A 23,004-nucleotide genomic window follows, 5' to 3' on the forward strand; every position below is an offset into this window, starting at 1 on the left:
CCCATGACACGGATGGACACACTTACAATGCCCAAGCCCGAAGGACCAATTGACGAAGACTGGTGGCGCGGCGCCGTCATCTACCAGATCTATCCCCGCAGTTTTCAAGACAGCACCGGGGACGGGATCGGCGATTTGCGCGGCATCACATCGCGTTTGCCCTACGTGGCGTCGCTGGGTGTGGATGCGATATGGATTTCGCCGTTCTTCCGCTCGCCCATGAAGGATTTCGGCTATGACGTCAGCGACTACCGCGACGTGGATCCGATGTTCGGCACTCTGGAGGATTGCGACCAGCTGATCGAAAAGGCCCATTCGCTGGGCCTCAAGGTCATCATCGACCTCGTTCTGTCGCATACCTCTGACCATCACCCGTGGTTTCAGGAAAGCCGCATGTCGCACGACAACCAGAAGTCGAATTGGTACGTCTGGTCCGATCCCAAGCCCGACGGAACGCCACCGAACAACTGGCTGTCGATCTTTGGCGGCTCTGCGTGGCAATGGGACGCGCGGCGCGAGCAGTACTACCTGCACAACTTCCTGACCTCCCAGCCCGATCTGAACTTCCATGAACCCGAGGTCCAGGACGCGCTTCTGGACATCACCCGGTTCTGGCTGGAACGGGGTGTCGACGGCTATAGACTGGATACCATCAATTTTTACTTCGCCGACAAGGACTTGCGCGACAATCCTCCGTTGCCGCCCGAAAAGCGCAACGCGAATATCGCGCCGTCCGTGAACCCCTACAATCATCAGGAACATCTCTACTCCAAGAACCAGCCGGAAAACCTTGGGTTCCTCGGACGGTTCCGGGAACTGCTGGACGAATATCCCGGCTCCACCGCCGTGGGCGAGGTGGGCGATGCGCAGATGGGGCTGGAGCTTTTGGGCCAGTACACCAAAGGCGTCGGCGGCGTGCATATGTGCTACGCCTTCGAGTTTCTCGCGCGCGACGCACTGACCGCCCAACGGGTCGCCGAAGTCATGAACAAGGTGGACGCCGTTGCCGCCGATGGCTGGGCCTGCTGGGCCTTCTCGAACCACGACGTGGAACGCCACGCCTCCCGCTGGGACCTGAGCGAACCGGCCAAGCGCTGCTACGCCACGCTTTTGATGACCCTGCGCGGCTCGGCCTGCCTCTATCAGGGGGAAGAGCTTGGCTTGGGCGAGGCGGACGTGCCTTTCGAGGATCTGCAGGACCCGTACGGCATCCAGTTTTGGCCCGAATACAAAGGCCGCGACGGCTGTCGCACGCCCATGGTGTGGGAGGCGTCCAACGACACGGGCGGCTTCTCAGAAGGCAAGCCGTGGTTGCCCGTGGGCGCTGAACACCTGACCGTTTCGGTGGCGGATCAGGAAAGCGACGAGGACGCGATGCTGCACCACTACCGCCGCGCCATCGCCTTCCGCCAAGCGCATTCCGCCCTGACCAAGGGGTTGCAGGAAGACCTGAAGGTCGACGGCGACACGCTTAGCTTCGTGCGGCAAAGCACGGACGAGACGATCTTTTGTGCCTTCAATCTGTCGGACGAACCCACCGAAATACAACTGCCCGCAGGCAGTTGGAGCGGGCTGACCGATCTTGGCGGGCCCGTTGCCGGACAAGATAAGACGATAGCGTTGGAGCCTTGGGACACGGCTTTCGCTCAAAAACAGGACTAGGGGAGAAAAACAAATGGCAAACCTGAAACTGACGGATGTGGGCAAAGCCTACGGCGGCACGGTCGAGGTGTTGAAGGACATCAATCTCGACATCACCACGGGGGAGCTGATTGTTTTCGTGGGGCCCTCCGGCTGTGGCAAGTCCACACTTCTGCGGATGGTTGCAGGGCTGGAAAAAATCACGGCGGGCACGCTTGAGATCGACGGCGAGGTGATGAACAACGTGCCCCCCGCACAGCGCGGCATCGCAATGGTTTTCCAAAGCTACGCGCTCTATCCGCACATGACCGTGCGCGACAATATGGCCTTCGCCCTGAAGATCGCAAAGAAGACCAAGGAAGAGATCGACGCCGCGGTAGAAAACGCCGCGCGCATTTTGCAACTGACGGAATATCTCGACCGTCTGCCCAAGGCCCTGTCCGGCGGCCAGCGGCAACGGGTTGCCATCGGACGCTCCATCGTGCGGGACCCGAAGGTTTATCTTTTTGACGAACCGCTCTCAAACCTGGATGCGGCCTTGCGTGTCGCCACCCGGATCGAGATTGCCCAACTCAAAGAGTCGATGCCGGAAAGCACCATGATCTACGTGACCCACGATCAGGTCGAGGCCATGACGCTGGCCTCCCGCATCGTGGTTTTGGCCAACAAGGGCATTGCGCAGGTCGGCAGCCCGCTGGAGCTTTACGAGCGCCCGGAAAACGAGTTCGTGGCCCAGTTCATCGGGTCCCCCGCCATGAACCTTCTGGCGGGTGAAATCGTCGCCACAGGCGAGGTGACCCAAGTGACCTTACCTGAGGGGGCCGGATCAATATCCGCCAATATTCCCACCACCGACGCCGACAAGGGGCGCAAGGTGAATGTCGGCATCCGTCCCGAAGACATGGTTTTGGCCAGCGGTCCCGATTATGCCTATCGCGGCACTGTCGAGATCAGCGAAGCCTTGGGCGAGGTAACGCAACTCTATTTCAAGAAGTCAAAGCCGGAGCACGAGCCCGTCATCGCCAAGCTGCCCGGCATCCACACCAATGTCCGGGGCAACGAGATGCACATGACGGCAGCGCCCGAAAAGGTGCATCTCTTCGCGGACGGCAAATCACTGCTCTACCGCTAGTCTACATTTCCGTCTGAATGCCGCGATCCTTGGCGAAGGACCGGCAATAGGCGGTCCAGTCGCGAAAATCCTGTGTAAAGAAGACCGTGCCGCCGCGATCTTCCCATTCTTGTGTTTTGCTGTCGATCAATTCCCACAAGCTATCCTTCGTCAGGCCGCGCCCTTCCTGCGTGGCTTGTGTAAACGCGGCGTCGGCCCAGCTTTTAGCTGCGTAGATCAGCCGATCAACGGCGTCTGGCGACGTCGCCCATTGCGCCGCGTTCTGATGCAAGGCCGCACAATCGGCCATGCTCTCGCTGAACGGTTGCGCTGACGCTGCTGCAGGCGCTAAAATAATAAGGCCCACTGCCAGAAAGCGTTTCATACCCATATCATCCTCTTTGGCCCTCACAGAATCTAAGCGATCCGCTTGGCAAAACTGTGGCGGTTTTTACCCACCAGCTACGTCCGCATGCGGTGCCGGTTTTGGGCTGGACTGGTAGCGCTAACAGGTTATATGTCCGGCAAGCTGATGGAGACAGTCATGACCCTGAACGCCACAATCGCCGACGTCACCGCCCGCATTCAGGACCGCTCGAAAGACAGTCGCGCGCTCTATCTCAATCGCATGCGCCGCGCCGCCGAAGACGGCCCACGCCGGGCGCATCTGACCTGTGGCAACCAGGCACATGCCTACGCGGCAATGGGCGACGCCAAAGATCGGCTGGTCGGTGAAACCGCGCCCAATATCGGGATCATAACCGCCTATAACGACATGCTCTCGGCGCACCAGCCGTTCGAGCGTTTTCCCGCGCTGATCAAGGACACGGCCCTGAAAAACGGCGGCACCGCGCAGGTTGCAGGCGGCGTGCCCGCCATGTGCGACGGCGTCACCCAAGGTCAAGTGGGAATGGAGCTTTCGCTTTTTTCCCGTGATGTCATAGCCTTGGCCGCCGGTGTTGGCCTCAGTCACAATACGTTCGACGCAGCCGTCTATTTGGGCGTCTGTGACAAGATCGTCCCGGGCCTCATCATCGCGGCAGCGACCTTCGGCTACATTCCGGGCGTGTTCCTGCCCGCTGGGCCCATGCCATCGGGTCTGCCCAATGACGAAAAGTCGAAGGTCCGCCAGCAATTTGCAAAAGGCGAAGTCGGCCGCGACAAACTGATGGAGGCCGAGATGGCCTCCTACCATTCCCCCGGCACCTGCACTTTCTATGGCACGGCCAACTCCAACCAGATGCTGATGGAGTTCATGGGGCTGCACCTGCCGGGCGCGTCTTTCGTGAACCCCGACACCGACCTTCGTGATGCGCTGACCGAGGCCGGGGCCAAGCGTGCGCTCGAAATCACAGCCCTCGGCAATGATTACCGGCCGGTTTGCGATATTCTGGACGAAAAGACCTTTGTGAACGGTCTGGTGGGGCTGATGGCCACGGGTGGCTCCACCAATCTGGTGATCCACATCATCGCCATGGCCCGCGCCGCCGGGGTCTTGCTTGATCTGCAGGATCTGGCCGAGATTTCAGACGCAACGCCCCTGATGGCGCGGGTTTATCCCAACGGTCTGGCCGACGTGAACCATTTCCATGCGGCGGGCGGCCTTGGCTACATGATCGGCGAGTTGCTGGACGCGGGCCTTCTGCACCCGGACACCAAGACCGTGATGGGCGACGGGCTGTCGCTCTACGCAAAGGAACCGAAGCTGAAAGACGGTGAGATCGTCTGGGAAGACGAGTTGCGCGAAACCCAGAACGACCGCATCCTGCGCCCGGCGAAGGATCCTTTTGCGCCGCAGGGCGGCCTCAAGCAACTCTCGGGCAATCTGGGACGCGGCGTGATCAAGGTCTCCGCCGTCGCGCCCGAACGCCACATCATCGAAGCCCCGGCAAAAGTCTTTTCCGATCAGCAATCCGTCAAGGACGCCTTTAAGGCGGGCGATCTCAATCAGGATACGGTCGTTGTCGTCCGCTTTCAGGGCCCAAAGGCCAACGGCATGCCCGAATTGCACGGCCTGACCCCAGTGTTGGCCAACATGCAGGACAAGGGCCATAAGGTGGCGCTGGTCACAGACGGGCGCATGTCCGGGGCATCAGGCAAGGTGCCCGCCGCGATCCATGTCACGCCAGAGGCCATGGATGGCGGTCTCATCGGCAAGATCAACGACGGCGACATCGTCCGCCTCGACGCCAAGGCCGGAACCCTTGAGGTTCTGGGCGAAGGCATTGCGGACCGCACCGCCGCTCAGCCTGATCTGTCAGACAACGGCCACGGCGTCGGGCGTGAGCTTTTCGACATATTCCGCCAGACGGTCGGGCGGTCGGACGCGGGGGCGGGCGTTGTCGTCTGATCTCGCCTCACGCCGGATATCCCAGATGAACCCCGGCCACTTCTTTCTGGCCAAAATATTCAATTCCACCCTCCGCCACGGGAAGGACCGCCCATGACACCGCAAGACGCCAGCCAACAGGCCTTGGAAATCTGCCAACTCGCCCCAATCGTTCCGGTTCTGGTGGTCGACGACGCCCGCCACGGCGAACCCTTGGCGCGTGCGCTGGTCGCGGGGGGGCTTCCCGCGCTTGAGGTGACCCTGCGCACCCCCGACGCGCTCGACGTGATCGCCGAGATGGCGCAGGTCGAGGGCGGCGTTGTTGGCGCAGGCACGCTTCTGACACCCCAGGACGTCGTCGCGGCCAAGGAAGCGGGCGCACTGTTCGGTGTTTCCCCCGGCGCCACGGACAGGCTTCTGGACGCCTGCGAGGACGCAGAACTGCCCCTGCTGCCCGGTGCAGCCACGGCGACCGAGGCCATGCGCCTTCTGGAACGGGGCTATACCATGCTGAAGTTCTTCCCGGCCGAGGCATCGGGCGGTGCGGTGGCACTCAAAGCCATCGGCGCACCCATTCCGCAAGTCAGTTTCTGCCCCACGGGCGGCGTCAGCCTGACCAACGCCGAGACCTATCTGAGTCTTCCCAACGTCGTCTGCGCAGGGGGCAGCTGGGTTGCGCCCAAGGACAAGGTGGACGAAGGCGACTGGGCGGCCATAGAAGATCTGGCCCGTGCCGCCGCAGCCCTGTCCCGCTGACCAAAGGCCGCCCGTGACCGCCACGGGTTTTGGTGCTAGGCTCACCCCATGGCCACGCAAGACAGTCATATCCCACCCCCTGCGGCATCGCCTGTGCCGCAGATCGGCGACGTGACGGTCGTTGAACTGATCAACGCCCTCAAATGCGGCTGGGACGATTTCAGGCGCGCGCCGCTCTTCGGTCTCTTTTTCAGCGCCTTCTACGTTGCCTGCGGCTTCGGGCTTGCGCTGATCCGGGCGGACACCTTCGTCTGGACGCTGGTGCTGTCACTTGGTTTCCCGCTGGTCGCCCCCTTCGCAGCCGTGGGTCTTTATGAGGTCAGTCGCCGTCTGGAAGCGGGCGAACCCCTCAAATGGACGTCCGTTCTGGGTGTGGTCTGGCAGCAGCGCGGACGTCAGATCCCGTGGGTCGGCGCCATCCTGATGATCATCTTCCTCTTCTGGAGCTTCTTCGCCCACATGTCCTTCGCGCTCTTTCTGGGCACCATGACCCTGACCAACATCACCACGTCGTGGGAGATATTCAATTCCATCTCCGGTTACCTGATGATCGGCTTTCAGATCCTTGTGGGGGCAGGGGTCGCGCTGTTGGTCTACACGATGACGGTCGTGTCCCTGCCGCTGTTGCTCGAGCGGGAGATCGACTTTGTCACAGCAATGCTCGTCTCCATGCGGACCTTTGCGCGCAACCGGCGCGTGCTGCTGATCTGGGCGGCGCTGATCGCAATCTGCCTGCTTGTGTCCATGCTGCCCCTGTTTCTGGGCCTCTTCCTCGCGCTGCCAATTCTGGGCCACGCCACATGGCACCTCTACCGCCGCGCGCTCTACACCCCGGTCTAAGCCCCTAGGGCAGGTGAATTGGGAAGGCCGCGCGGATCTTTTGATCAAGATCCGGTGCAAACGCCGCCAAACTGTCGGAGGCCAGGATTTCCAGCTTCCGCCGGGTGGCGTTTTTCAACAGATCAGGTCGCTCGTTTTCCATCCACTCCTTGGGTGAGGTTCGATCCGCAAGGGCCGGATAAACATAGTCAGTTTCCATCAGTCGCAGGGTCTGATCACTGCCCAGATAATGACCGGTCCCGGGCACCCCATTCTGTCCCAGACAGGCCGTGCGCATCACCTCAAGGCTCAGCGTATCATCATTGACCTCGATCCCCCGGACACACCGGTTGGCCTGCCCGAGAAGATCGTCGCCCAGGATCAGACTTTCAAGGCAGAACCCCAGAAGTGACGCATGCATGCCCGCTGCTTCATATACCATATTCAGCCCGGACACCCCCGCCAGTACGTTGGAGCACATCTGCTCCCACCCGGCCTGCATGTCCGGCAGCTTGGCGTCCGCGATGCCCGCCGCGGCACCACCGGGCAGACCATAGAACCGATGCATCTGCGCGCACCCCGCGGTCAGCAGTGCCTGTTCGCCGGACCCACCGGACATGGCGCCCGTCCGCAGATCAGACACGAAAGGCCATGTCCCGAACACCGCAGGATAGCCCGGCGAGATCGCATTGACATAGACGACACCGGCCAGACATTCAGCCACCGCCTGAACGATCGCGCCCGCAATCGGGGCAGGGGCTGTCGCACCGGCCTGACCGGCGGATAGCAGCAGAACGGGCATGCCACCTGCGATGCACGCTTCCATCACCTTGCAGCTTTCTGTCGCGAACTTCATCGGTGGCACCACAAAGCAATTGCTGTTCGATACAAAAGGCCGTGCTCGCCAAGCGGCTTCGCCTCCGGCGATGGTATGCAACAGATCGAACGCGCCTGGGACGTATTCAGGATCGGTGAAGGATGTGCCGATATGCTTGGTGGTGCCCCGGCAGGCGGCATAGACCGTATTGAGGTCCATCTCGTAATTGTCTGATATATCACGACAAACCACAGGCCGCTGCAAGAAGTGGATGTTGTCCAACCGATCCACGATCCGGGCGGCATCATAGAGATCTTGCACGGTCGTGTCGCGATAGCTGCGATCTTCAATTTCGACCATATGAACCGCCGCACCCGCCGTACCGAAATACACACGCGTGTCGGTCAGTTCCAGATCATGGCGCGGGTCGCGACCACACAGCGTGACCTCCCTTGCGGCGACGGCAAGCATGTCTTCGACCAAGGCGCGGGGAAAGCGCAGCCTGCCATCTGCACCAAGCGCCGCGCCCGCGGCGGTCATGGTTTCAACGCCGCTCTCCGGCGCATCCGCAAGGCCAATCGTCTCCAGCGCTGTCAGCGCCGCTTCGTGAATACGCGCGACTTCGGTCTCGGTCAGAGGCGTGTAGCGTCCGCCCCGCTGGCCCGGGCGGATCGGCCGTTTGTCTTCGGTCAAAGGGGCAGCGCGCAGGGCATGACGCGCGGCGCGGCCACCGGCGCGACGGGGTGGTTTCGTTTGGGTGTTCATACATAGGGTCCGTGCAGGTTGAAGGGTCAGGTCAATTCAGGCTTTCACGGACCGACCGGGTCTGCCGCGGGCTGCACGCCCCCGCGTTGCGCCGATCGTGCGGCGCGTCAGAACTTCGTAGCAGAATGGCGTCTGCATTCTGGCCTCCCTATGCAGAAGGCTAACGGATGCCTGGGGCCAGTCTCGCCTGTTCGCGCCACAGTGTCGTTTTTAGACGAAGCTCAGCTAGCCCAACAGCATCGCGTCGACTTTCTTACCTGGCATGGCTTGAAGCAATGGTGAGAAATCCCCGTTGCCGAACATCGCCTCGGCGGCATCATTGATCGCCCTATGGGTCACGCGGGCCAGGGCGGACCCCAGCGAGATTCGGGCAAACCCCATCTCCGCATAGGTGGCGCGGCTGATTTTTGCATAGGGCCCAGCGGCCAGGACATTTACCGGCTTTTCTGTGGCTTCCACCACACGCTTCAGGTCGTCCATCGACTTCGGCACGGGGATATAGAGTCCGTCGGCGCCTGCCGTGTCGAACGCCTTGATCCGGCGCAGGCCTTCCTCGATGTCATAGGCGCCCGTCATCACACCGTCCGCCCGCGCCACCAGGAACACATCGCCCTTGGCCGCCCGGGCGGCGCTCGCCGCGGCCTTGATCCGCTCGACACTCAGATCGAAATCATAAGCCTGATCGCTGGCCCCTTTGACGTCCTCGATACACAGACCCGCCAGACCGATCTCGGCCGACAGCCGCACGGTCTCCGCGCAAATCTCGGGGGCCTCCCCGAACCCATCCTCAAAGTCGCCAGAGACCGGCACAGTGACGGCGGCGATCAAATCCTGCGCGTGGGACAGCGCCTGATCGCGCGTCACATGCCCGCCATCGGGCAGGCCCAACGTAAAGGCATGCGCGGCGGACGAGGTGCCAATCGCTTGCGCGCCGAGCGCCTCAAGCATCTTGGCCGAACCTGCGTCCCACGCATTGGCAAGGATGAACGGATTGCCCGGCTGGTGTAGATCCCGAAAGCTGGTCATATGCTGCGCTCCTTTGCAAATTCCAGAAGTGTTTTCAGTGCGGTTGCGAAGAGATCATCATCCACCGTCATTGCCACGCGCACATGACCCGCGGCGGCGGTGCCGAAGCTTTCCCCGGGCATCACCGCGATATTTCGGTCGGTCAGCAATGCATCGGCAAACGCAGTTCCGGACAGCCCGGTCGCACGGATGTCCAGCATCAGATACATGGCGCCCGACGGCGGCACCGGATGGACGACATCTTGCCCGGCCAAGAGCTTCAGCGCCAGATCGCGGCGGCGCTTGAACGGGGCAGCGACCCGATCCTCAAGGGCAGGGCCCGCGTTCAGCGCGAACTCAGCCGCATCCTGAATATAGCCGGGCACGCCGTAAGTCGTGTGCGTCGCCAGTTCAATCAATCTGGCAATCGCAGCCTCCGGCCCCGCAATCCACCCCACCCGGCTGCCCGTCATAGCGTGGCTTTTCGACATGGAACCAATCACAAGCGTCCGCTCCGCCATTCCCGGCAGCGTCCGCGGGCTGAGATGCGCGCCGTCCCACACCTGCGTGTCATAGACCTCGTCCGAGATCAGCCACAGGTCGTGGTCCCGGCAACAGGCCGCAACGGCCTCCAGCGTTTGCTTCGAATAGACCACGCCACTGGGATTGTTGGGCGTGTTGATCAGAAGCGATCTCGCACCCTGTGGGATCTGGCCCAGATCCGCCGCGGTCGGCTGAAATCCGGTCTCGGGGCGGGTGACAATGGCGCGGGGCACAGCGCCTACCGCGCGGAGCGTGCCGGGATAGGTCGCATAGTAGGGATCACAGTAGAGCGCGACATCCCCCTCGTCGCACACCGCATGATGCGCCGAAAACAGCGCCGATTGTCCGCCCGGTGTGATCAGGATGTTGTCCCGCGTCGTCGCCACACCCGTCCGCTCCGTGATCCGCGCGGCAATTGTATCGCGCAACCCGCCGGTTCCCGGCACCATCGCATAGCCCGTATGGCCACCCCGTGCTGCGCGGTCCATCGCGCTCAGGATCTCGGGGTCAGTCCGAATGTCATGCTCCCCAATGGTCAACTCCACCACCGGAACACCCGCCGCCACCATCCGGCGCGCACGGTAGAACAGGTCCCAGCCATCCGATCCGTCCCCAGTCAGATGCGATATGCGCCGCGAAAGGGTCATCCAAACCTCCCTCGTTTTTACCGGAGCCTGCAGGCCGCCCCCGCGCCCTGTCAAACCGGATCGCAAATGGGTAACAATTTGTGACCTATTCCAACGCGGATTAGGGCCCGGTCTCGTGTCACGCCCCGGATGCCATCGGCTCGACCTGATGAGCCATGACTGACTTGACGGGGCGGGCGGGGCCGCGCTATGCCCGCTTCATGACCAAGACATGCATCCAAGGCTGCTGCATTACCATCTGACATTCGTCGGGCGGGTCTTTGGTGTTTCCTCTACAGGTTGAAGTTGCTAAGCCCCGCCGGGACAGGCGCGCGAGGCGATATGACCATCCAGCTCTACAACACGAAGACGCGGACAAAAGAGCCGTTCACGCCCATCGATCCGGAGAACGTCCGCATGTATGTCTGCGGGCCGACGGTTTATGATCGCGCCCATCTGGGCAACGCGCGTCCGGTTCTCGTCTTCGATATCCTCTATCGCCTTCTGCGCCATGAATATGGTGAAAATGCAGTGACTTACGTCCGAAACTTCACGGACGTGGACGACCGGATCAACGAGACGGCGCAAAAACGCAAGGCCGCAGGCGCCACCGGCACATTGGAGGCGTTGATCCGAGAGCGCTCCGACGAGACGATCCGCTGGTATCACGACGATATGGACGCACTCGGCGCATTGCGCCCGACCCATGAGCCCCGCGCGACGGCGTTCATCGCCCAGATGATCGCGATGATCGAGGATCTGATCGACAAAGGCCACGCCTACGCCAAGGACGGTCACGCCCTGTTCCGTGTCCGCTCCTACACCGAATACGGCAAGCTCTCCGGTCGCAGTGTCGATGACATGATTGCAGGCGCACGGGTCGAGGTCGCGCCGTTCAAGGAGGACCCGATGGACTTCGTCCTCTGGAAACCGTCCACCGATGATTTGCCCGGCTGGGACAGTCCTTGGGGCAGGGGCCGTCCGGGCTGGCACATCGAATGCTCCGCCATGGCGCACGAGCTGTTGGGGGAGAGCTTCGACATCCACGGCGGCGGCATCGACCTTCAATTTCCCCACCACGAAAATGAAATCGCTCAAAGCAAATGCGCGGGCCATGGCTTCGCAAACGTCTGGCTGCATAACGAGATGTTGCAGGTCGAGGGAAAGAAGATGTCGAAATCCCTCGGCAACTTCTTCACCGTGCGCGATCTGCTGAACCAAGGCGTCCCGGGCGAGGTGATCCGCTTCGTGATGCTATCGACGCATTATCGCAAACCAATGGATTGGACAGAGAAGAAGCGGGACGAGGCAGAGGCGACTTTGCGCAAGTGGTTTGCGATTGCGGAAAACGCCGGAATACTTTGGAACGAAGGAAGCCTAGACCCGGAATTAATGAACGCACTTGCGGATGACTTGAACACTCCGCGTGCAATAACTGCATGCCATAGATTGGCGAATGCAGGTGACCCAGATGAGCTTCGCCGTAATATGGAGATTTTGGGCTTTTATCAGAAAGGTCTTCCGGCTTGGGCCGACACCTCCGCTACTCACTTCACGCAATATGAGGAGAAACTGAATAATCTGCGTAACATCGCAAAGCAGACAAAAAATTACACCGCAGTCGACGATATGAAGGCTGCATTGATCGCAGCCGGAGTCGAGGTCAAGATGGATAAAGAGAATGTCTATCTCTTCATCGGAAGGGGCTTCGATCCCGAAAAACTCAAGGCGCTGCAATGAGTGAAGCCTCGCATCAGTCGGACTCCCCGGTCTTCCGTCCTTCAGACGATAGCAAGCCGTCCCAATTCGTCGGTCAAAAGGTCCGATGGAAGTCCGATAAAAGTCCGACGGAAGTCCGAAAGCCGGTTGAGCGGGGAGTGGACCAATGATCCGCGACCGTCTCTACCTCTTCGACACCACACTTCGGGACGGTCAGCAGACCCACGGGGTGCAGTTCTCGACGTCCGAAAAGCTGCAGATCGCGACCATGCTGGACAACTTGGGGATCGACTACATCGAAGGCGGCTGGCCCGGCGCAAACCCAACAGACAGCGAGTTCTTCGCCCAAGCGCCAAAGACCAAAGCCACCATGACAGCTTTCGGCATGACCAAGCGGCAGGGACGTTCCGCCGAGAATGATGATGTGCTGTCCGCGGTCCTGAACGCCAACACGCCTGCGGTCTGCCTGGTCGGAAAAACGCATGAATTTCATGTCGTTAAGGCGCTCGGGATCTCACTGGAGGACAATCGGGACAACATCGCGAGATCCATTGCGCACCTCACCTCACAGGGTCGCGAAGCGCTCTTTGATGCCGAACATTTCTTTGACGGATACGCCGCAAACCCCGATTACGCGCTCAGTTGTCTGCACGCCGCGCGTGATGCGGGCGCACGCTGGATCGTGCTGTGCGACACCAATGGCGGCACGTTGCCCCATCAGGTTCACGCCGTGACCGAAGCCGTCATCGCCAGCGGCATCCCCGGCAATCATCTGGGCATCCACACCCATAATGATACCGAAAACGCAGTCGCCAACACCCTTGCCGCCGTCGACGCAGGCGCACGCCAGATCCAAGGCACCCTGAACGGTCTGGGCGAGCGCTGTGGCAATGCCAACCTCATCTCCTTGCTGCCCACACTTCTGTTAAAAGAGCCCTATTGCAGCACCTTAGAGACCGGTATTGATGTGGAAAGCCTTACCTCCCTCACACGGGTCAGCCGGACTCTGGACGATATTCTAAACCGCGTTCCCCAGAAATCCGCCCCCTATGTCGGCGCCTCCGCCTTCGCGCACAAGGCCGGACTCCACGCCTCTGCGATCCTCAAAGATCCAACCACTTACGAGCACGTCGACCCGGCCAGCGTTGGCAATGCGCGGATCATTCCGATGTCCAATCAGGCCGGTCAGTCCAACCTGCGCTCACGGCTTGCGGACATGGGTCTCACGGACGTGGACGGCGCGGCATTGCCCGCGATCCTCGAGCGCATCAAACAGCGCGAGGATCAGGGCTATTCCTATGACACCGCGCAGGCCTCTTTCGAGTTGTTGGCGCGGGATGAACTGGGGCTTCTTCCCAGTTTCTTCGAGGTCAAACGCTACAAAGTGACGGTCGAACGGCGGAAGAACAAATACAACAAGATGATTAGTCTGTCCGAGGCCGTCGTTGTTGTAAAAGTTGGCGATACCAAGATGTTATCGGTGTCGGAGTCGCTTGACGAACTGGGTTCTGATCGGGGTCCGGTCAACGCGTTGGCAAAGGCACTCGCCAAGGATCTTGGGCCTTACCAGAAGGCCATTGCGGATATGCGGCTGGTGGATTTCAAGGTGAGGATCACCCAAGGCGGGACCGAGGCCGTCACGCGGGTCATCATCGACAGCGCGGACGGGGCGGGGCGTCGGTGGTCCACAGTTGGCGTATCACCCAACATTGTTGATGCCAGTTTCGAGGCATTGCTCGACGCGATAAACTGGAAGCTGGTACAGGAAGGCGCGGAACCTTGAGCCTTGAGGCCTGCGCCGACCTCATCGCCCGAGCGGACCCGGACAGGTTTGCAGCCATACGGCTGGCACCGATTGAGGCACAACAGATCTTGCTGCCCATCTATGCGTTTAACGTTGAGGTCAGCCGCGCGCCATGGGTCACGCAGGAACCGATGATCGCCGAGATGCGCCTGCAATGGTGGCGCGACGCGCTGGACGAAATCGCAAACCGTGGTATCGTGCGCGCCCACGAAGTGACCGTTCCACTCGCGCAGGTGCTGGATGCGGGTGGTGCTGCGGCGCTGGATAAAGCGGTTGCGGCAAGACGGTGGGATATCTTCCGGGACCCGTTTGAAAACGCAGAGCATTTCGAGGAATTTATCGCGTCCACCAGCGGCAATGTGATGTGGACAGCAGCGCGCCTGCTTGGTGCTGAGGACGAAAGCGGCGTTCGAAACTTCGCCTTCGGTGTCGGTATATCGAACTGGCTTCAGGCGATCCCCGCTCTGTTGGCGTCCGGTCGGCAACCGCTTTTGGAGGGTAACACAGCCGCAATCAGGGACTTGGCGGATGAGGGACTGAGGCGGATCGACAGCGCTGCCCGCGCGCGCAAGACGTTGTCAGCGGCAGAGCCTGTGCTGCTGACCGGTTGGACGGCGCGTCCAATGTTGGATGCGGCACGGCGAAACCCGGAGGCTGTGCTGACGGGGCTTCCACAACTGAGCCCGTTTCGCCGTGATACAAGGCTCGCCAAGCTGTCCTATTTCGGCTGGTGGCGCTAGGCCGTCCGGCGGACACGAGACTTCATCGTCAACCAAACCAACGCGCCGGCCGCAAGGATCAGGAACGGCACCATTGCGTAGTTTACGGCGGTCCAACCTTGCTCGGGCGTGCCGCCAGAACAGTTCATCAGCCCGCCCGAGGCGATTGAGGCAATCGTGACGCAGCCAAAGACCAGCATGTCATTCATGCCCTGAACGCGACCACGCTCCTCTGCCGTGTGGGATTGCGCCAGAAGCGTCGTTGCGCCGATAAAGCCGAAGTTCCATCCGATACCCAGTAGGATCAGGGCGAGGAAGAAATTGCCCAGTTGGACGCCCTCAAGCGCCACGATACCTGCAGCGGCCAGAATGGCCAAACCGATAGCAATGATCGTTTTCGCCCCGAACCGCGCGATCAGATGACCAGTGAAGAACGAAGGCGCAAACATCGCCAGCACGTGGCCCGAAACGACATTGGCCGCAGCAACCTCAGTGTAGCCACAACCGACAACTGCCAAAGGCGTCGATGTCATGACAAGGTTCATAAGCGCGTAGGCCACCATCGCGCAGATGACGGCCACGGCAATAGTGGGTGTTTTCAAGAGCTGCCCGCGGCTTCGTCCAAGGTCGGAGCCTTTGACGGCAACCGGTGGTTTCGGGATGTCGAGGAAGAAGAATAGAATGATACCGATAACGTTGATCGCAATCGCAGCCGTGTAGACGTCGAAATAGCGCATCACGGTTGCGTCGGGATTATTTGTCGTCAGGTACGCTACGATTTGTGGCCCGATAATCGCGGACAGAAGCCCGCCCGCCATCACATAACTGATCGCCTTGGGTTTAAAGGCATCGGACGCCGTGTCCGTCGCGGCGAAGCGATAAAAACCCTGCGCGGACATATATATCCCGGTCAGGTAACTTCCGGCAAGAAAGAGCCAGAAATTCCCTAAAACCAGCGCGATGGCGGCTATAATTGATCCCAAAACACCGCCAAGGGCACCTGTGATGAATCCGGCGCGACGACCAAAGCGCTGCATGAAGGACGACAGCCACGGTGCTGTGGTCATCGAGCCGAAGACAATCATCGAGATCGGCAGCGTGGCGAGGCACGGATTGGGGGAAAGCTTTTGACCGGCAAGGCCACCCACGACGAAAATCATCGTGATCTGACTGCCCAAGAAGGCCTGCGCCGCTACCAGAACGGCCACGTTGCGACGGGCGCGCTTGTCGTCTGTCATGTCCATGGGGTCAGCGGTATCCCGTCATCTGGACGGGGGCAAGATGCGGTCTATGATATGTGCAAAAGATCCCGCCACGCGACCGTGCCGCAGCCCCATAGGGTCCAATGCGATACCATCCGCATCATGCGCGTCGAACAGGGGGTCGCCCGCAGCGCTCACGGTTGTCGCATAGTGGAACTCATGGCCGCGGTAGTGGCCTTGGATCGGCCCCTTCGAAGCGCTCAACATGCGATATCCCAAGTGAAGCTTTGGAGCTTGAAAACTTGTTTCGAGGTTCAGCAGACCAGCCATTTGATGGCGAACACCATTCGCGTCAACCAGACCTTTGCCCAATATCATATAGCCGCCGCATTCCCCGTAGATATCAACCGCTTCGGCAGCAGATCTGATGCTATTTAAAAAATTCGAATTATCTGCAATCCGCCCCGCATGAAGCTCGGGATACCCACCGGGAAGATACACGAGATCGCACTGGGGAACGGGTTCATCGTTCAGCGGAGAGAAGAAGCTGACCTCTGCCCCGGCGTCCCGCCAGTCCCTCAGAATATGCGGGTAGGCAAAAGCAAACGCGATATCGTGCGCCACCGCAATGCTCTGGGCGGGTGGGGGCAGCCCCGTCGCAGTACCACGTGAGAGCGGCGCAGGTGCCAGCGCGTCAAGGTCCACATGCGTTTCGATCAGATCGGCAACGTCTTCGAGCCACGTTTCGAGATCCGCCCGCTCGCCTGCCTGAACCAGTCCCAAGTGACGAGACGGATGTATCAGATCCGTCCGTCTCGGGACGGCGCCCAAAACTGGTACGACATCCGCAAGGGCCGCCGAGATCATTGCCGCGTGCTTGTCGCTGCCCACTTTATTTAGAATGACGCCGGTTATCACAAGGCTCGGGTCGTGGACCATAAAACCCTTCACCAAAGCGGCTACACTATGGGCCATACGACTGCAGTCGACCACCAAAACCACCGGCAGATTCAAATGACGCGCCACATCAGCGGCAGACCCAGAACCAGACATGCCAGCACCGTCGAAAAGGCCCATCGCGCCTTCGACAATCAAAGTCTCCGAACCGTAGGACAGAGCCCGCATGCGATCTGGCGTCATTGCCCATGCGTCTAGGTTCAGACATGGCCGACCGCACGCCGCCTCATGGAACTTTGGGTCGATGTAATCAGGACCTGACTTTGCACCGCGCACGAGACCGCGACGGGACAGTGCGCGCAGCAGGCCCAGAGTGATGGTGGTTTTTCCTGATCCAGACGAGGGCGCGGCAATCAGCAGGCCGCGACCGCTCATGCGCTTTCAGCCGGGCGTCCGCGCCCAAGCGGATCGAGGTTGCGCGGTGCTGCACCGGCGGCCATTGCCTGCCAATCCAGCACCTGTCGCATCTCAACTGCCCGGCCAACGCAAATGATGGCAGGCGGCTCCAACCCGGCGGCGTCGATGTCATCGACGATTGTGCCAAGTGTCGTTTCCAGCACCTGCTGCGCCTCGGTTGTTGCGGTTGTCACGACGGCGACAGGCTCCGACAGCGGGCGGCCAGCACTGATCAATTCACCGGCTATTCTCGCGATGTGCTTCATGCCCATATAGATCACGATCACTTGCGATCCCGTTGCAATCGCACGCCAATCTAGAGATCCGGGGGTGTTGCCAGATTGATCATGGCCGGTCACGAAGGTCACGGACTGGTTTACATCCCGATGGGTCACGGGGATGCCTGCATAGGCCAGCCCACCGATCCCCGCGCTGATACCGGGAATGATCCGGATTGGCACGTCATGCTGCACAAGCGTCTGCGCCTCTTCGCCGCCACGTCCGAATACGAACGGGTCGCCCCCTTTAAGACGCAACACGCGCTTCCCAGCACGCGCCAAATCGACGAGCCGCAAGGATATGTCACGCTGCTTGGCGGATGGCTTTCCACCGCGCTTGCCCGCGTAAATGTGTTCAGCCTGCGGGGCCCAGTCGAGGATCGCCTCCTGCACCAACGCGTCGTAGACAATCACGTCTGCCTGCCGCAACGCGTTGAGGGCATGCAGTGTCAAAAGCCCCGGGTCACCGGGACCCGCACCGCACAGCCAGACCCATCCCGGTTGCAGTTCAGGCCAAGGGTGAGAAGGTAGAGAGTCAATCATGTCTCCGTTATGCGACCAACTTGAACTGCACGGAAGACCGAAGACGACATCTTTTGGTCTTATGCGGCCATCTGTCTGCACAATTGCACCTGCCCCAGACGCGCCTATAGTCGCCCCATGGATGGAACGCCCGAAACCCGGTTGCGGCGCGGTTGGACAACCGGTGCCTGCGCCACCGCCGCCGTGAAGGCCGCGCTGTTTCATCTATGGGGCGATGGGTTCCCGAAGACTGTCAGCATCACGCTGCCCAAAGGTGAGACACCGCAGTTTCCACTGGCTCATACCGCTGGTGGCGACACTTGGGCGGAAGCAGGTGTCGAGAAAGATGCAGGCGATGATCCGGACGTCACCCACGGTGCGCTTATCATCGCGCGGGTTGAAAACGGATCGCAGGGTGTTCGGTTTCACGCGGGGCAGGGCGTCGGCATGGTCACGAAAGCGGGTCTTCCCATTGCTGTGGGCGAGGCCGCCATCAACCCTGTTCCCCGTCAGATGATGGAAAACATCGTCAGTGAATGTGCCCGGCGGTTCGGTCGCACGCCTGCTGTTGAAATCACCATCTCGGTTCCCGGTGGCGCAGAACTTGCCAAGAAGACATGGAACCCGCGTCTTGGCATCGAGGGTGGCATATCCATTCTCGGAACCACTGGCGTCGTGCGACCGTTTTCCTGCGCAGCTTGGATCGCGTCCATTCACCGGGGCATTGATGTCGCACGTGCAGATGGTCTCTCGCACGTTGCGGGGTGTACCGGCGCGACGTCCGAGCGTGTGGTTCAAGAGATGATGCATCTGCCCGACCACGCGATGCTGGACATGGGCGATTTCGCAGGAGGCCTGTTAAAATATCTCGCGAAACATCCGATTGACCGGATCACCATCGGCGGCGGGATTGGCAAGATGACCAAGCTGGCGCAAGGCGCCCGGGATCTTCATTCCAAGCGTTCCCAAGTCGATTTTGGCATCTTGTCCAATTGGGCCGTCGCAAGCGGTTTGCCCAATGTCGAAGACGCAAACACAGCACTTGAAGCGGTCGGACGCGCGGGCGACGCACTTGCAGAGATTGTGGCGGAGCGCGCGCGCGCGCATGTCGCACAATTGTTGGGCGACGCGGCGGTGCAGCCCAGCACGGTCGTGATTGATCGGGCGGGGCGGGTTCTTGCCACGGCGGGCCTATGACGATCCTGGTGCTTGCCGGAACGGCAGAGGCGCGTGACCTCATCGCGCGATTGATCGCAAACGGCGAGGAAGTGATTGCCTCACTGGCTGGCGCGACCCGCGCGCCTGTTCCTCTTGGGACCGCAACACGGCAAGGCGGATTTGGTGGCGATGCGGGCTTTTCCTCTTGGCTCGCTGCACATGAACCGCAGTTGGTGATTGATGCGACCCATCCCTATGCCGAACGTGTGACACGACGGAGCGCTCGTATCTGTCGGCAGGTCGGCATTCCTTTCTTGCGCATAGAGCGTGAGGGATGGACACCAAGTGCCGAAGACGACTGGATATTCATCGACCGGCCTGAAAGTGCCCGCAATCACCTTCCAGCGGGTTCTCGTGTCTTCTTGGCAACGGGCCGCCAGACGCTCAGGCAGTTCGAGAACCTCTCCGATTGCACATTATTCTGCCGTCAGATTGATCCGCCTGACCGTCCTTTTCCCTTTCCAAACGGCGAGTATGTTGTCGGCCGCCCACCGTTTTCTATTCCTGAGGAAGTGGATCTGTTTACCAAGCTCGCAATAGATTTCCTCGTCGTGAAAAATTCCGGAGGTACAGCGTCTCGATCGAAACTTGATGCCGCTGCTCAGATGGGGCTGACAGTTTTGATGATTGAACGACCGCAAACGGTTGCATGCGAGACGGTCGCTACGGTTGGTGACGCAATGGATTGGGTCGCGCGCCATGCGCTCGATTGAAACCCATGAGGACATAGCGGAGGGCGTGGCGTGGCTGCGCAAAAACGATCCGCGGTTTATTCCCGCTTTGGATCTGTGCGACCAACTTCCCCTTCGGCGCAGGGAAGAAGGGTTTGCGTCGCTCCTTCATACGATCGTGGGCCAGCAGGTCAGCGTCGCGTCGGCGGCTGCGATTTGGACGCGACTGGAAGACGCCGGGCTGACCGACGAAGCAAAAGTCGCAGATGCAAGCGAAGACGATTTGCGCGCCTGCGGGTTATCGCGGCAAAAAATGCGATACGCATCAGCTCTTGCAAATGCGCGGGTCGATTACCCAAATCTGCGAACGATGGCACCCCCTGATATCATCAAGACATTGACCGCTATTCCGGGCATTGGTCACTGGACGGCAGAGATTTATGTCATGTTTTCATTGGGTCACCCGGATGTATTCGCGCATGGCGATCTGGCTTTGCAAGAGGGCGCACGGATGTTGTTTGGTCTCCCGGAGCGGCCCAAGGAAAAAGACATGCGTGTGATGGCCGAGGATTGGTCGCCTTGGCGAGCGGTTGCCGCCCGGGCGCTCTGGGACTATTACGCCCGGATAAAACGGCGCGAGGGCATAGGATGACACGGGCATTGGACGGGGGCCGCCGCGGCTCCAAATCGGGCGAAGACACGAGCCTTGTGATCTTCCTCCATGGATACGGTGCAGATGGAAAAGATCTATTGGGCCTTGCGGATCCACTGTCAGATCATCTGCCGGACACGGTGTTCACCGCACCCAACGCGCCTGAGCGATGCATCGGAAATCCGATGGGGTTCCAATGGTTCCCGATCCCTTGGATCGACGGGTCCAGCGAGGAAGAGGCTGAGGCGGGAATGCTCCGGGCAGTTGATGATTTGAACGCATATATTGATGCCACAATGGAAGCAGAGGGTGTTGACGCTGATGCCACGGTCTTGGTCGGGTTTTCCCAAGGAACAATGATGGCATTGCATGTGGCCCCGCGCCGGGCGGACGAGGTTGCGGGGGTCGTCGGTTTTTCGGGCCGCCTGCTTAGCCCTGAGCTTCTCGCCGACGAGGCTGTTTCAAAGCCACCAATCCTGTTGATCCACGGCGATCAAGATGATGTCGTCCCCCCGATTTCAATGCCAGAGGCAGGGGATGCGCTGACCGAAGCCGGATTTCAGGTGTACGGTCATGTGATGAAGGGCACCGGCCATGGAATTGCACCGGATGGGTTGAGCGTCGCGTTGTCGTTTATCGGACAACAGTTTGGGCTTGATCTGGGTTGACACCCAACCTGTGGATAACGGTCACATCTCTGTCAAAAAGCTGCGCTATCTGATCTGCGACATACACTGCATCTTGCGGGGGTTGTCAGGTCGCAAAGACAATATATAGTTTCGATGTATAGCTGGGGCGGGGTTCCCCGCCTTGGTGTCGGTCAGACAGAGCAGGGCGGGAGACGAGTCACCAATGGACGGCGATTTCAGGCAAGAATTTGTAAGGGAGCCAGGCAGCCTTCGGCACAACCCGGCCCTCGTGCTGAATGCGGATTACCGACCGCTCAGCTACTACCCTCTGTCCCTCTGGACATGGCAGGAGGCGGTTAAGGCCGCATTTCTGGACCGGATAACAATTCTGGCGGAATATGATGACGTCGTCAGATCGCCGACGACAGAGATTAAAATCCCATCTGTCGTGGTCCTCAAAGACTACGTCAAACCCCAAAAGCGGGTCGCATTCACGCGGTTCAATCTGTTTCTACGGGATGAGTTCTGCTGTCAGTACTGCGGCACGAAGGGCGATCTGACCTTCGATCACGTGATCCCGCGGGCACGGGGCGGTGTTACGTCTTGGGAAAACGTTGTTGCGGCATGCTCGAAATGCAATCTGCGCAAAGGGTCCAAGTCGCTGTCTCAATGCGGAATGAACCTGCGTAAAAAGCCAGTGCAGCCCGCATCGGAGCAGCTGCGCAATATGGGACGGAAGTTTCCACCAAATCATCTTCATGAAAGCTGGATCGATTTTCTCTACTGGGATGCAGAGTTGGAGCAGTAAAGAACTGCGCTTAAGCTGAGCAACTCGCGCCGCCCAAGACACAGAACTTCGCGCAATGGGGATGGTTCAACGCCACATCTCGCTCTGCCTCTTCCAAGGTTTCGCCGAGCTCAAATTCCCGATCATACGCCAAGAGTGTGCAGGCCAGAACGGCCGGTTTGTCAGCTCCCTTACGCTTCACCACCATCCGCGATGACGAACACATGACATCATCAGGGGACTTGTTGAGGATTGACCAGCAAGACGTTGTAACCTCTGGAACTTCGACCATCTCATCCATTTCGGGAAACAGCACTGTCTGGGCTGGATCCGACGCATCAATAGCAAATCCACTATCCGCAAACAGACGTGCGAACCCGGACCGTGCGTCTTCTTCACTCTCGGCCCATTCGATGCGGCCAGCGACAGCCATCCGGGCATTCTGCGCGCTCAACCAAGCCATACCTTCAAGGGTTTTGGCGTAGGCGCCAACGCCACGCTCCTTGTCGTGCAGCGCCTCTGACCAATGATCGAGCGACACGCGGAATGTCAGCTTATCCCCATAGCTCCCGATCAAGGCAGTAATACCGTCCTGCATGGATTTACGCATCATCGGACGCATAGCGTTGGTTAGAACCAAGACGTCATAGCCGCGAGCCAGCGAGCGCCGTAGAATCTCGATGATGTCCGGGTTCATGAAGGGCTCACCGCCGGTGAACCCGATTTCACGCACACCCCAGTTCCGAGCTTCAAGCTGATCAAGATAGTCGCTCACCTCATCTGCGGTGATGTACACCAGCTCGTCATTGGTCGGTGAGGACAGAATATAGCAGTTCTCGCAGGTGATATTACACAGCGTGCCGGTGTTGAACCAAAGTGTCTCTGGGTGGGTCAGCGCCACTGTCGCACGCGGTTCGCCTTTGGCAGTTGTCGACGGATTTTCGAATTTGCCCAGATTGGCGGTGCGCGCGGTCTCGACGGTGTCTTTCATGGGCCTCAATTCCGTTACTTGAAACTTGGCTAACGGCTTGCGTGGGC

Annotated in this window: 21 protein-coding genes; 13 read left to right on the top strand and 8 right to left on the bottom strand. The window is 60.1% G+C overall.

All coding sequences use genetic code 11. From position 1 onward, the window contains the following. Nucleotides 1-12: 12 nt before the first annotated feature. A complete protein-coding gene (locus KIN_RS06510) occupies nucleotides 13-1,662 on the top strand; it encodes an alpha-glucosidase family protein (RefSeq protein ID WP_159805422.1) in 1,650 nt (549 codons plus the stop codon). 13 nt (nucleotides 1,663-1,675) lie between these two features. After that, nucleotides 1,676-2,773: an ABC transporter ATP-binding protein gene (locus KIN_RS06515; protein WP_159805102.1), complete on the top strand. Its 1,098-nt coding sequence runs from the start codon at nucleotides 1,676-1,678 to the stop codon at nucleotides 2,771-2,773. Between the two features lies 1 nt (nucleotide 2,774). On the opposite strand, the gene KIN_RS06520 is transcribed toward KIN_RS06515, so the two are convergent. Beyond that, a complete protein-coding gene (locus KIN_RS06520) occupies nucleotides 2,775-3,137 on the bottom strand; it encodes a hypothetical protein (RefSeq protein ID WP_159805103.1) in 363 nt (120 codons plus the stop codon). Between the two features lie 159 nt (nucleotides 3,138-3,296). Between KIN_RS06520 and edd the strand changes: the two genes are divergently transcribed. The 3 genes from edd to KIN_RS06535 all read left to right on the top strand — a co-directional run bounded on the left by edd (nucleotide 3,297) and on the right by KIN_RS06535 (nucleotide 6,677). Further along, nucleotides 3,297-5,102 carry a phosphogluconate dehydratase gene (edd, locus tag KIN_RS06525; protein ID WP_159805104.1) on the top strand — a complete coding sequence of 602 codons (1,806 nt, stop codon included), beginning with the start codon at nucleotides 3,297-3,299 and terminating at the stop codon, nucleotides 5,100-5,102. A 93-nt stretch (nucleotides 5,103-5,195) separates the two neighbouring features. Continuing rightward, the gene (gene eda, locus KIN_RS06530) at nucleotides 5,196-5,837 is read left to right on the top strand and encodes a bifunctional 4-hydroxy-2-oxoglutarate aldolase/2-dehydro-3-deoxy-phosphogluconate aldolase (RefSeq protein WP_159805105.1); all 642 of its coding nucleotides are present in this window, start codon (nucleotides 5,196-5,198) and stop codon (nucleotides 5,835-5,837) included. Nucleotides 5,838-5,885: 48 nt separating this feature from the next. Then, nucleotides 5,886-6,677 (top strand): DUF2189 domain-containing protein, encoded by a 792-nt coding sequence (locus tag KIN_RS06535; RefSeq protein ID WP_159805106.1) that lies wholly within the window; start codon nucleotides 5,886-5,888, stop codon nucleotides 6,675-6,677. Between the two features lie 4 nt (nucleotides 6,678-6,681). On the opposite strand, the gene KIN_RS06540 is transcribed toward KIN_RS06535, so the two are convergent. The 3 genes from KIN_RS06540 to KIN_RS06550 all read right to left on the bottom strand — a co-directional run bounded on the left by KIN_RS06540 (nucleotide 6,682) and on the right by KIN_RS06550 (nucleotide 10,433). Then, nucleotides 6,682-8,238, bottom strand: a complete 1,557-nt coding sequence (locus KIN_RS06540) for a trimethylamine methyltransferase family protein (protein WP_159805107.1) — start codon at nucleotides 8,236-8,238, stop codon at nucleotides 6,682-6,684. Between the two features lie 225 nt (nucleotides 8,239-8,463). After that, nucleotides 8,464-9,264 carry an isocitrate lyase/PEP mutase family protein gene (locus tag KIN_RS06545; RefSeq protein WP_159805108.1) on the bottom strand — a complete coding sequence of 267 codons (801 nt, stop codon included), beginning with the start codon at nucleotides 9,262-9,264 and terminating at the stop codon, nucleotides 8,464-8,466. Next, the gene (locus KIN_RS06550; protein ID WP_159805110.1) at nucleotides 9,261-10,433 is read right to left on the bottom strand and encodes a pyridoxal phosphate-dependent aminotransferase; all 1,173 of its coding nucleotides are present in this window, start codon (nucleotides 10,431-10,433) and stop codon (nucleotides 9,261-9,263) included. Before KIN_RS06550 ends, KIN_RS06545 begins: the two co-directional genes overlap by 4 nt. Nucleotides 10,434-10,754: 321 nt before the next feature. Here KIN_RS06550 and cysS point away from each other — a divergent pair, with 321 nt between their 5' ends. From cysS to KIN_RS06565, 3 genes are all read left to right on the top strand, one after another. Then, nucleotides 10,755-12,152 (top strand): cysteine--tRNA ligase, encoded by a 1,398-nt coding sequence (gene cysS / locus KIN_RS06555; RefSeq protein ID WP_159805112.1) that lies wholly within the window; start codon nucleotides 10,755-10,757, stop codon nucleotides 12,150-12,152. A 145-nt stretch (nucleotides 12,153-12,297) separates the two neighbouring features. Next, nucleotides 12,298-13,914: a citramalate synthase gene (cimA, locus tag KIN_RS06560; RefSeq protein ID WP_159805114.1), complete on the top strand. Its 1,617-nt coding sequence runs from the start codon at nucleotides 12,298-12,300 to the stop codon at nucleotides 13,912-13,914. Then, nucleotides 13,911-14,675 carry a squalene/phytoene synthase family protein gene (locus tag KIN_RS06565; protein WP_159805116.1) on the top strand — a complete coding sequence of 255 codons (765 nt, stop codon included), beginning with the start codon at nucleotides 13,911-13,913 and terminating at the stop codon, nucleotides 14,673-14,675. The genes cimA and KIN_RS06565 overlap by 4 nt, the downstream gene beginning before the upstream one ends. On the opposite strand, the gene KIN_RS06570 is transcribed toward KIN_RS06565, so the two are convergent. Genes KIN_RS06570 through cobA form a run of 3 tightly spaced genes read right to left on the bottom strand, consistent with a single transcriptional unit; the run spans nucleotide 14,672 to nucleotide 18,030 of the window. Then, nucleotides 14,672-15,898: an MFS transporter gene (locus tag KIN_RS06570; RefSeq protein ID WP_159805118.1), complete on the bottom strand. Its 1,227-nt coding sequence runs from the start codon at nucleotides 15,896-15,898 to the stop codon at nucleotides 14,672-14,674. The two genes, KIN_RS06565 and KIN_RS06570, sit on opposite strands and share 4 nt — an antisense overlap. Before the next feature lie 18 nt (nucleotides 15,899-15,916). Then, a complete protein-coding gene (locus KIN_RS06575) occupies nucleotides 15,917-17,188 on the bottom strand; it encodes a cobyrinic acid a,c-diamide synthase CobB (protein ID WP_159805120.1) in 1,272 nt (423 codons plus the stop codon). Beyond that, nucleotides 17,185-18,030, bottom strand: a complete 846-nt coding sequence (gene cobA / locus KIN_RS06580) for a uroporphyrinogen-III C-methyltransferase (protein ID WP_159805122.1) — start codon at nucleotides 18,028-18,030, stop codon at nucleotides 17,185-17,187. Before cobA ends, KIN_RS06575 begins: the two co-directional genes overlap by 4 nt. Before the next feature lie 117 nt (nucleotides 18,031-18,147). Here cobA and KIN_RS06585 point away from each other — a divergent pair, with 117 nt between their 5' ends. From KIN_RS06585 to KIN_RS06605, 5 genes are all read left to right on the top strand, one after another. Continuing rightward, the gene (locus KIN_RS06585; protein WP_159805124.1) at nucleotides 18,148-19,206 is read left to right on the top strand and encodes a cobalt-precorrin-5B (C(1))-methyltransferase; all 1,059 of its coding nucleotides are present in this window, start codon (nucleotides 18,148-18,150) and stop codon (nucleotides 19,204-19,206) included. Next, nucleotides 19,203-19,940 carry a cobalt-precorrin-6A reductase gene (locus KIN_RS06590; protein ID WP_159805126.1) on the top strand — a complete coding sequence of 246 codons (738 nt, stop codon included), beginning with the start codon at nucleotides 19,203-19,205 and terminating at the stop codon, nucleotides 19,938-19,940. Before KIN_RS06585 ends, KIN_RS06590 begins: the two co-directional genes overlap by 4 nt. Next, complete coding sequence (locus tag KIN_RS06595) at nucleotides 19,927-20,550, top strand: DNA-3-methyladenine glycosylase family protein (RefSeq protein WP_159805128.1); 624 nt, start codon at nucleotides 19,927-19,929, stop codon at nucleotides 20,548-20,550. The genes KIN_RS06590 and KIN_RS06595 overlap by 14 nt, the downstream gene beginning before the upstream one ends. Further along, the gene (locus tag KIN_RS06600) at nucleotides 20,547-21,218 is read left to right on the top strand and encodes an alpha/beta hydrolase (RefSeq protein ID WP_159805130.1); all 672 of its coding nucleotides are present in this window, start codon (nucleotides 20,547-20,549) and stop codon (nucleotides 21,216-21,218) included. Before KIN_RS06595 ends, KIN_RS06600 begins: the two co-directional genes overlap by 4 nt. Before the next feature lie 184 nt (nucleotides 21,219-21,402). Continuing rightward, nucleotides 21,403-21,987, top strand: coding sequence for an HNH endonuclease (locus tag KIN_RS06605; protein ID WP_159805132.1), 585 nt, complete (start codon nucleotides 21,403-21,405; stop codon nucleotides 21,985-21,987). Nucleotides 21,988-21,997: 10 nt separating this feature from the next. Here KIN_RS06605 and KIN_RS06610 read toward each other — a convergent pair whose 3' ends face one another. Next, nucleotides 21,998-22,957, bottom strand: coding sequence for a radical SAM protein (locus KIN_RS06610; protein ID WP_159805134.1), 960 nt, complete (start codon nucleotides 22,955-22,957; stop codon nucleotides 21,998-22,000). Between the last annotated feature and the right edge of the window lie 47 nt (nucleotides 22,958-23,004).

Source organism: Litoreibacter roseus, from assembly GCF_009811795.1.
In the GTDB taxonomy this organism is placed as follows: Bacteria; Pseudomonadota; Alphaproteobacteria; order Rhodobacterales; family Rhodobacteraceae; genus Litoreibacter; species Litoreibacter roseus.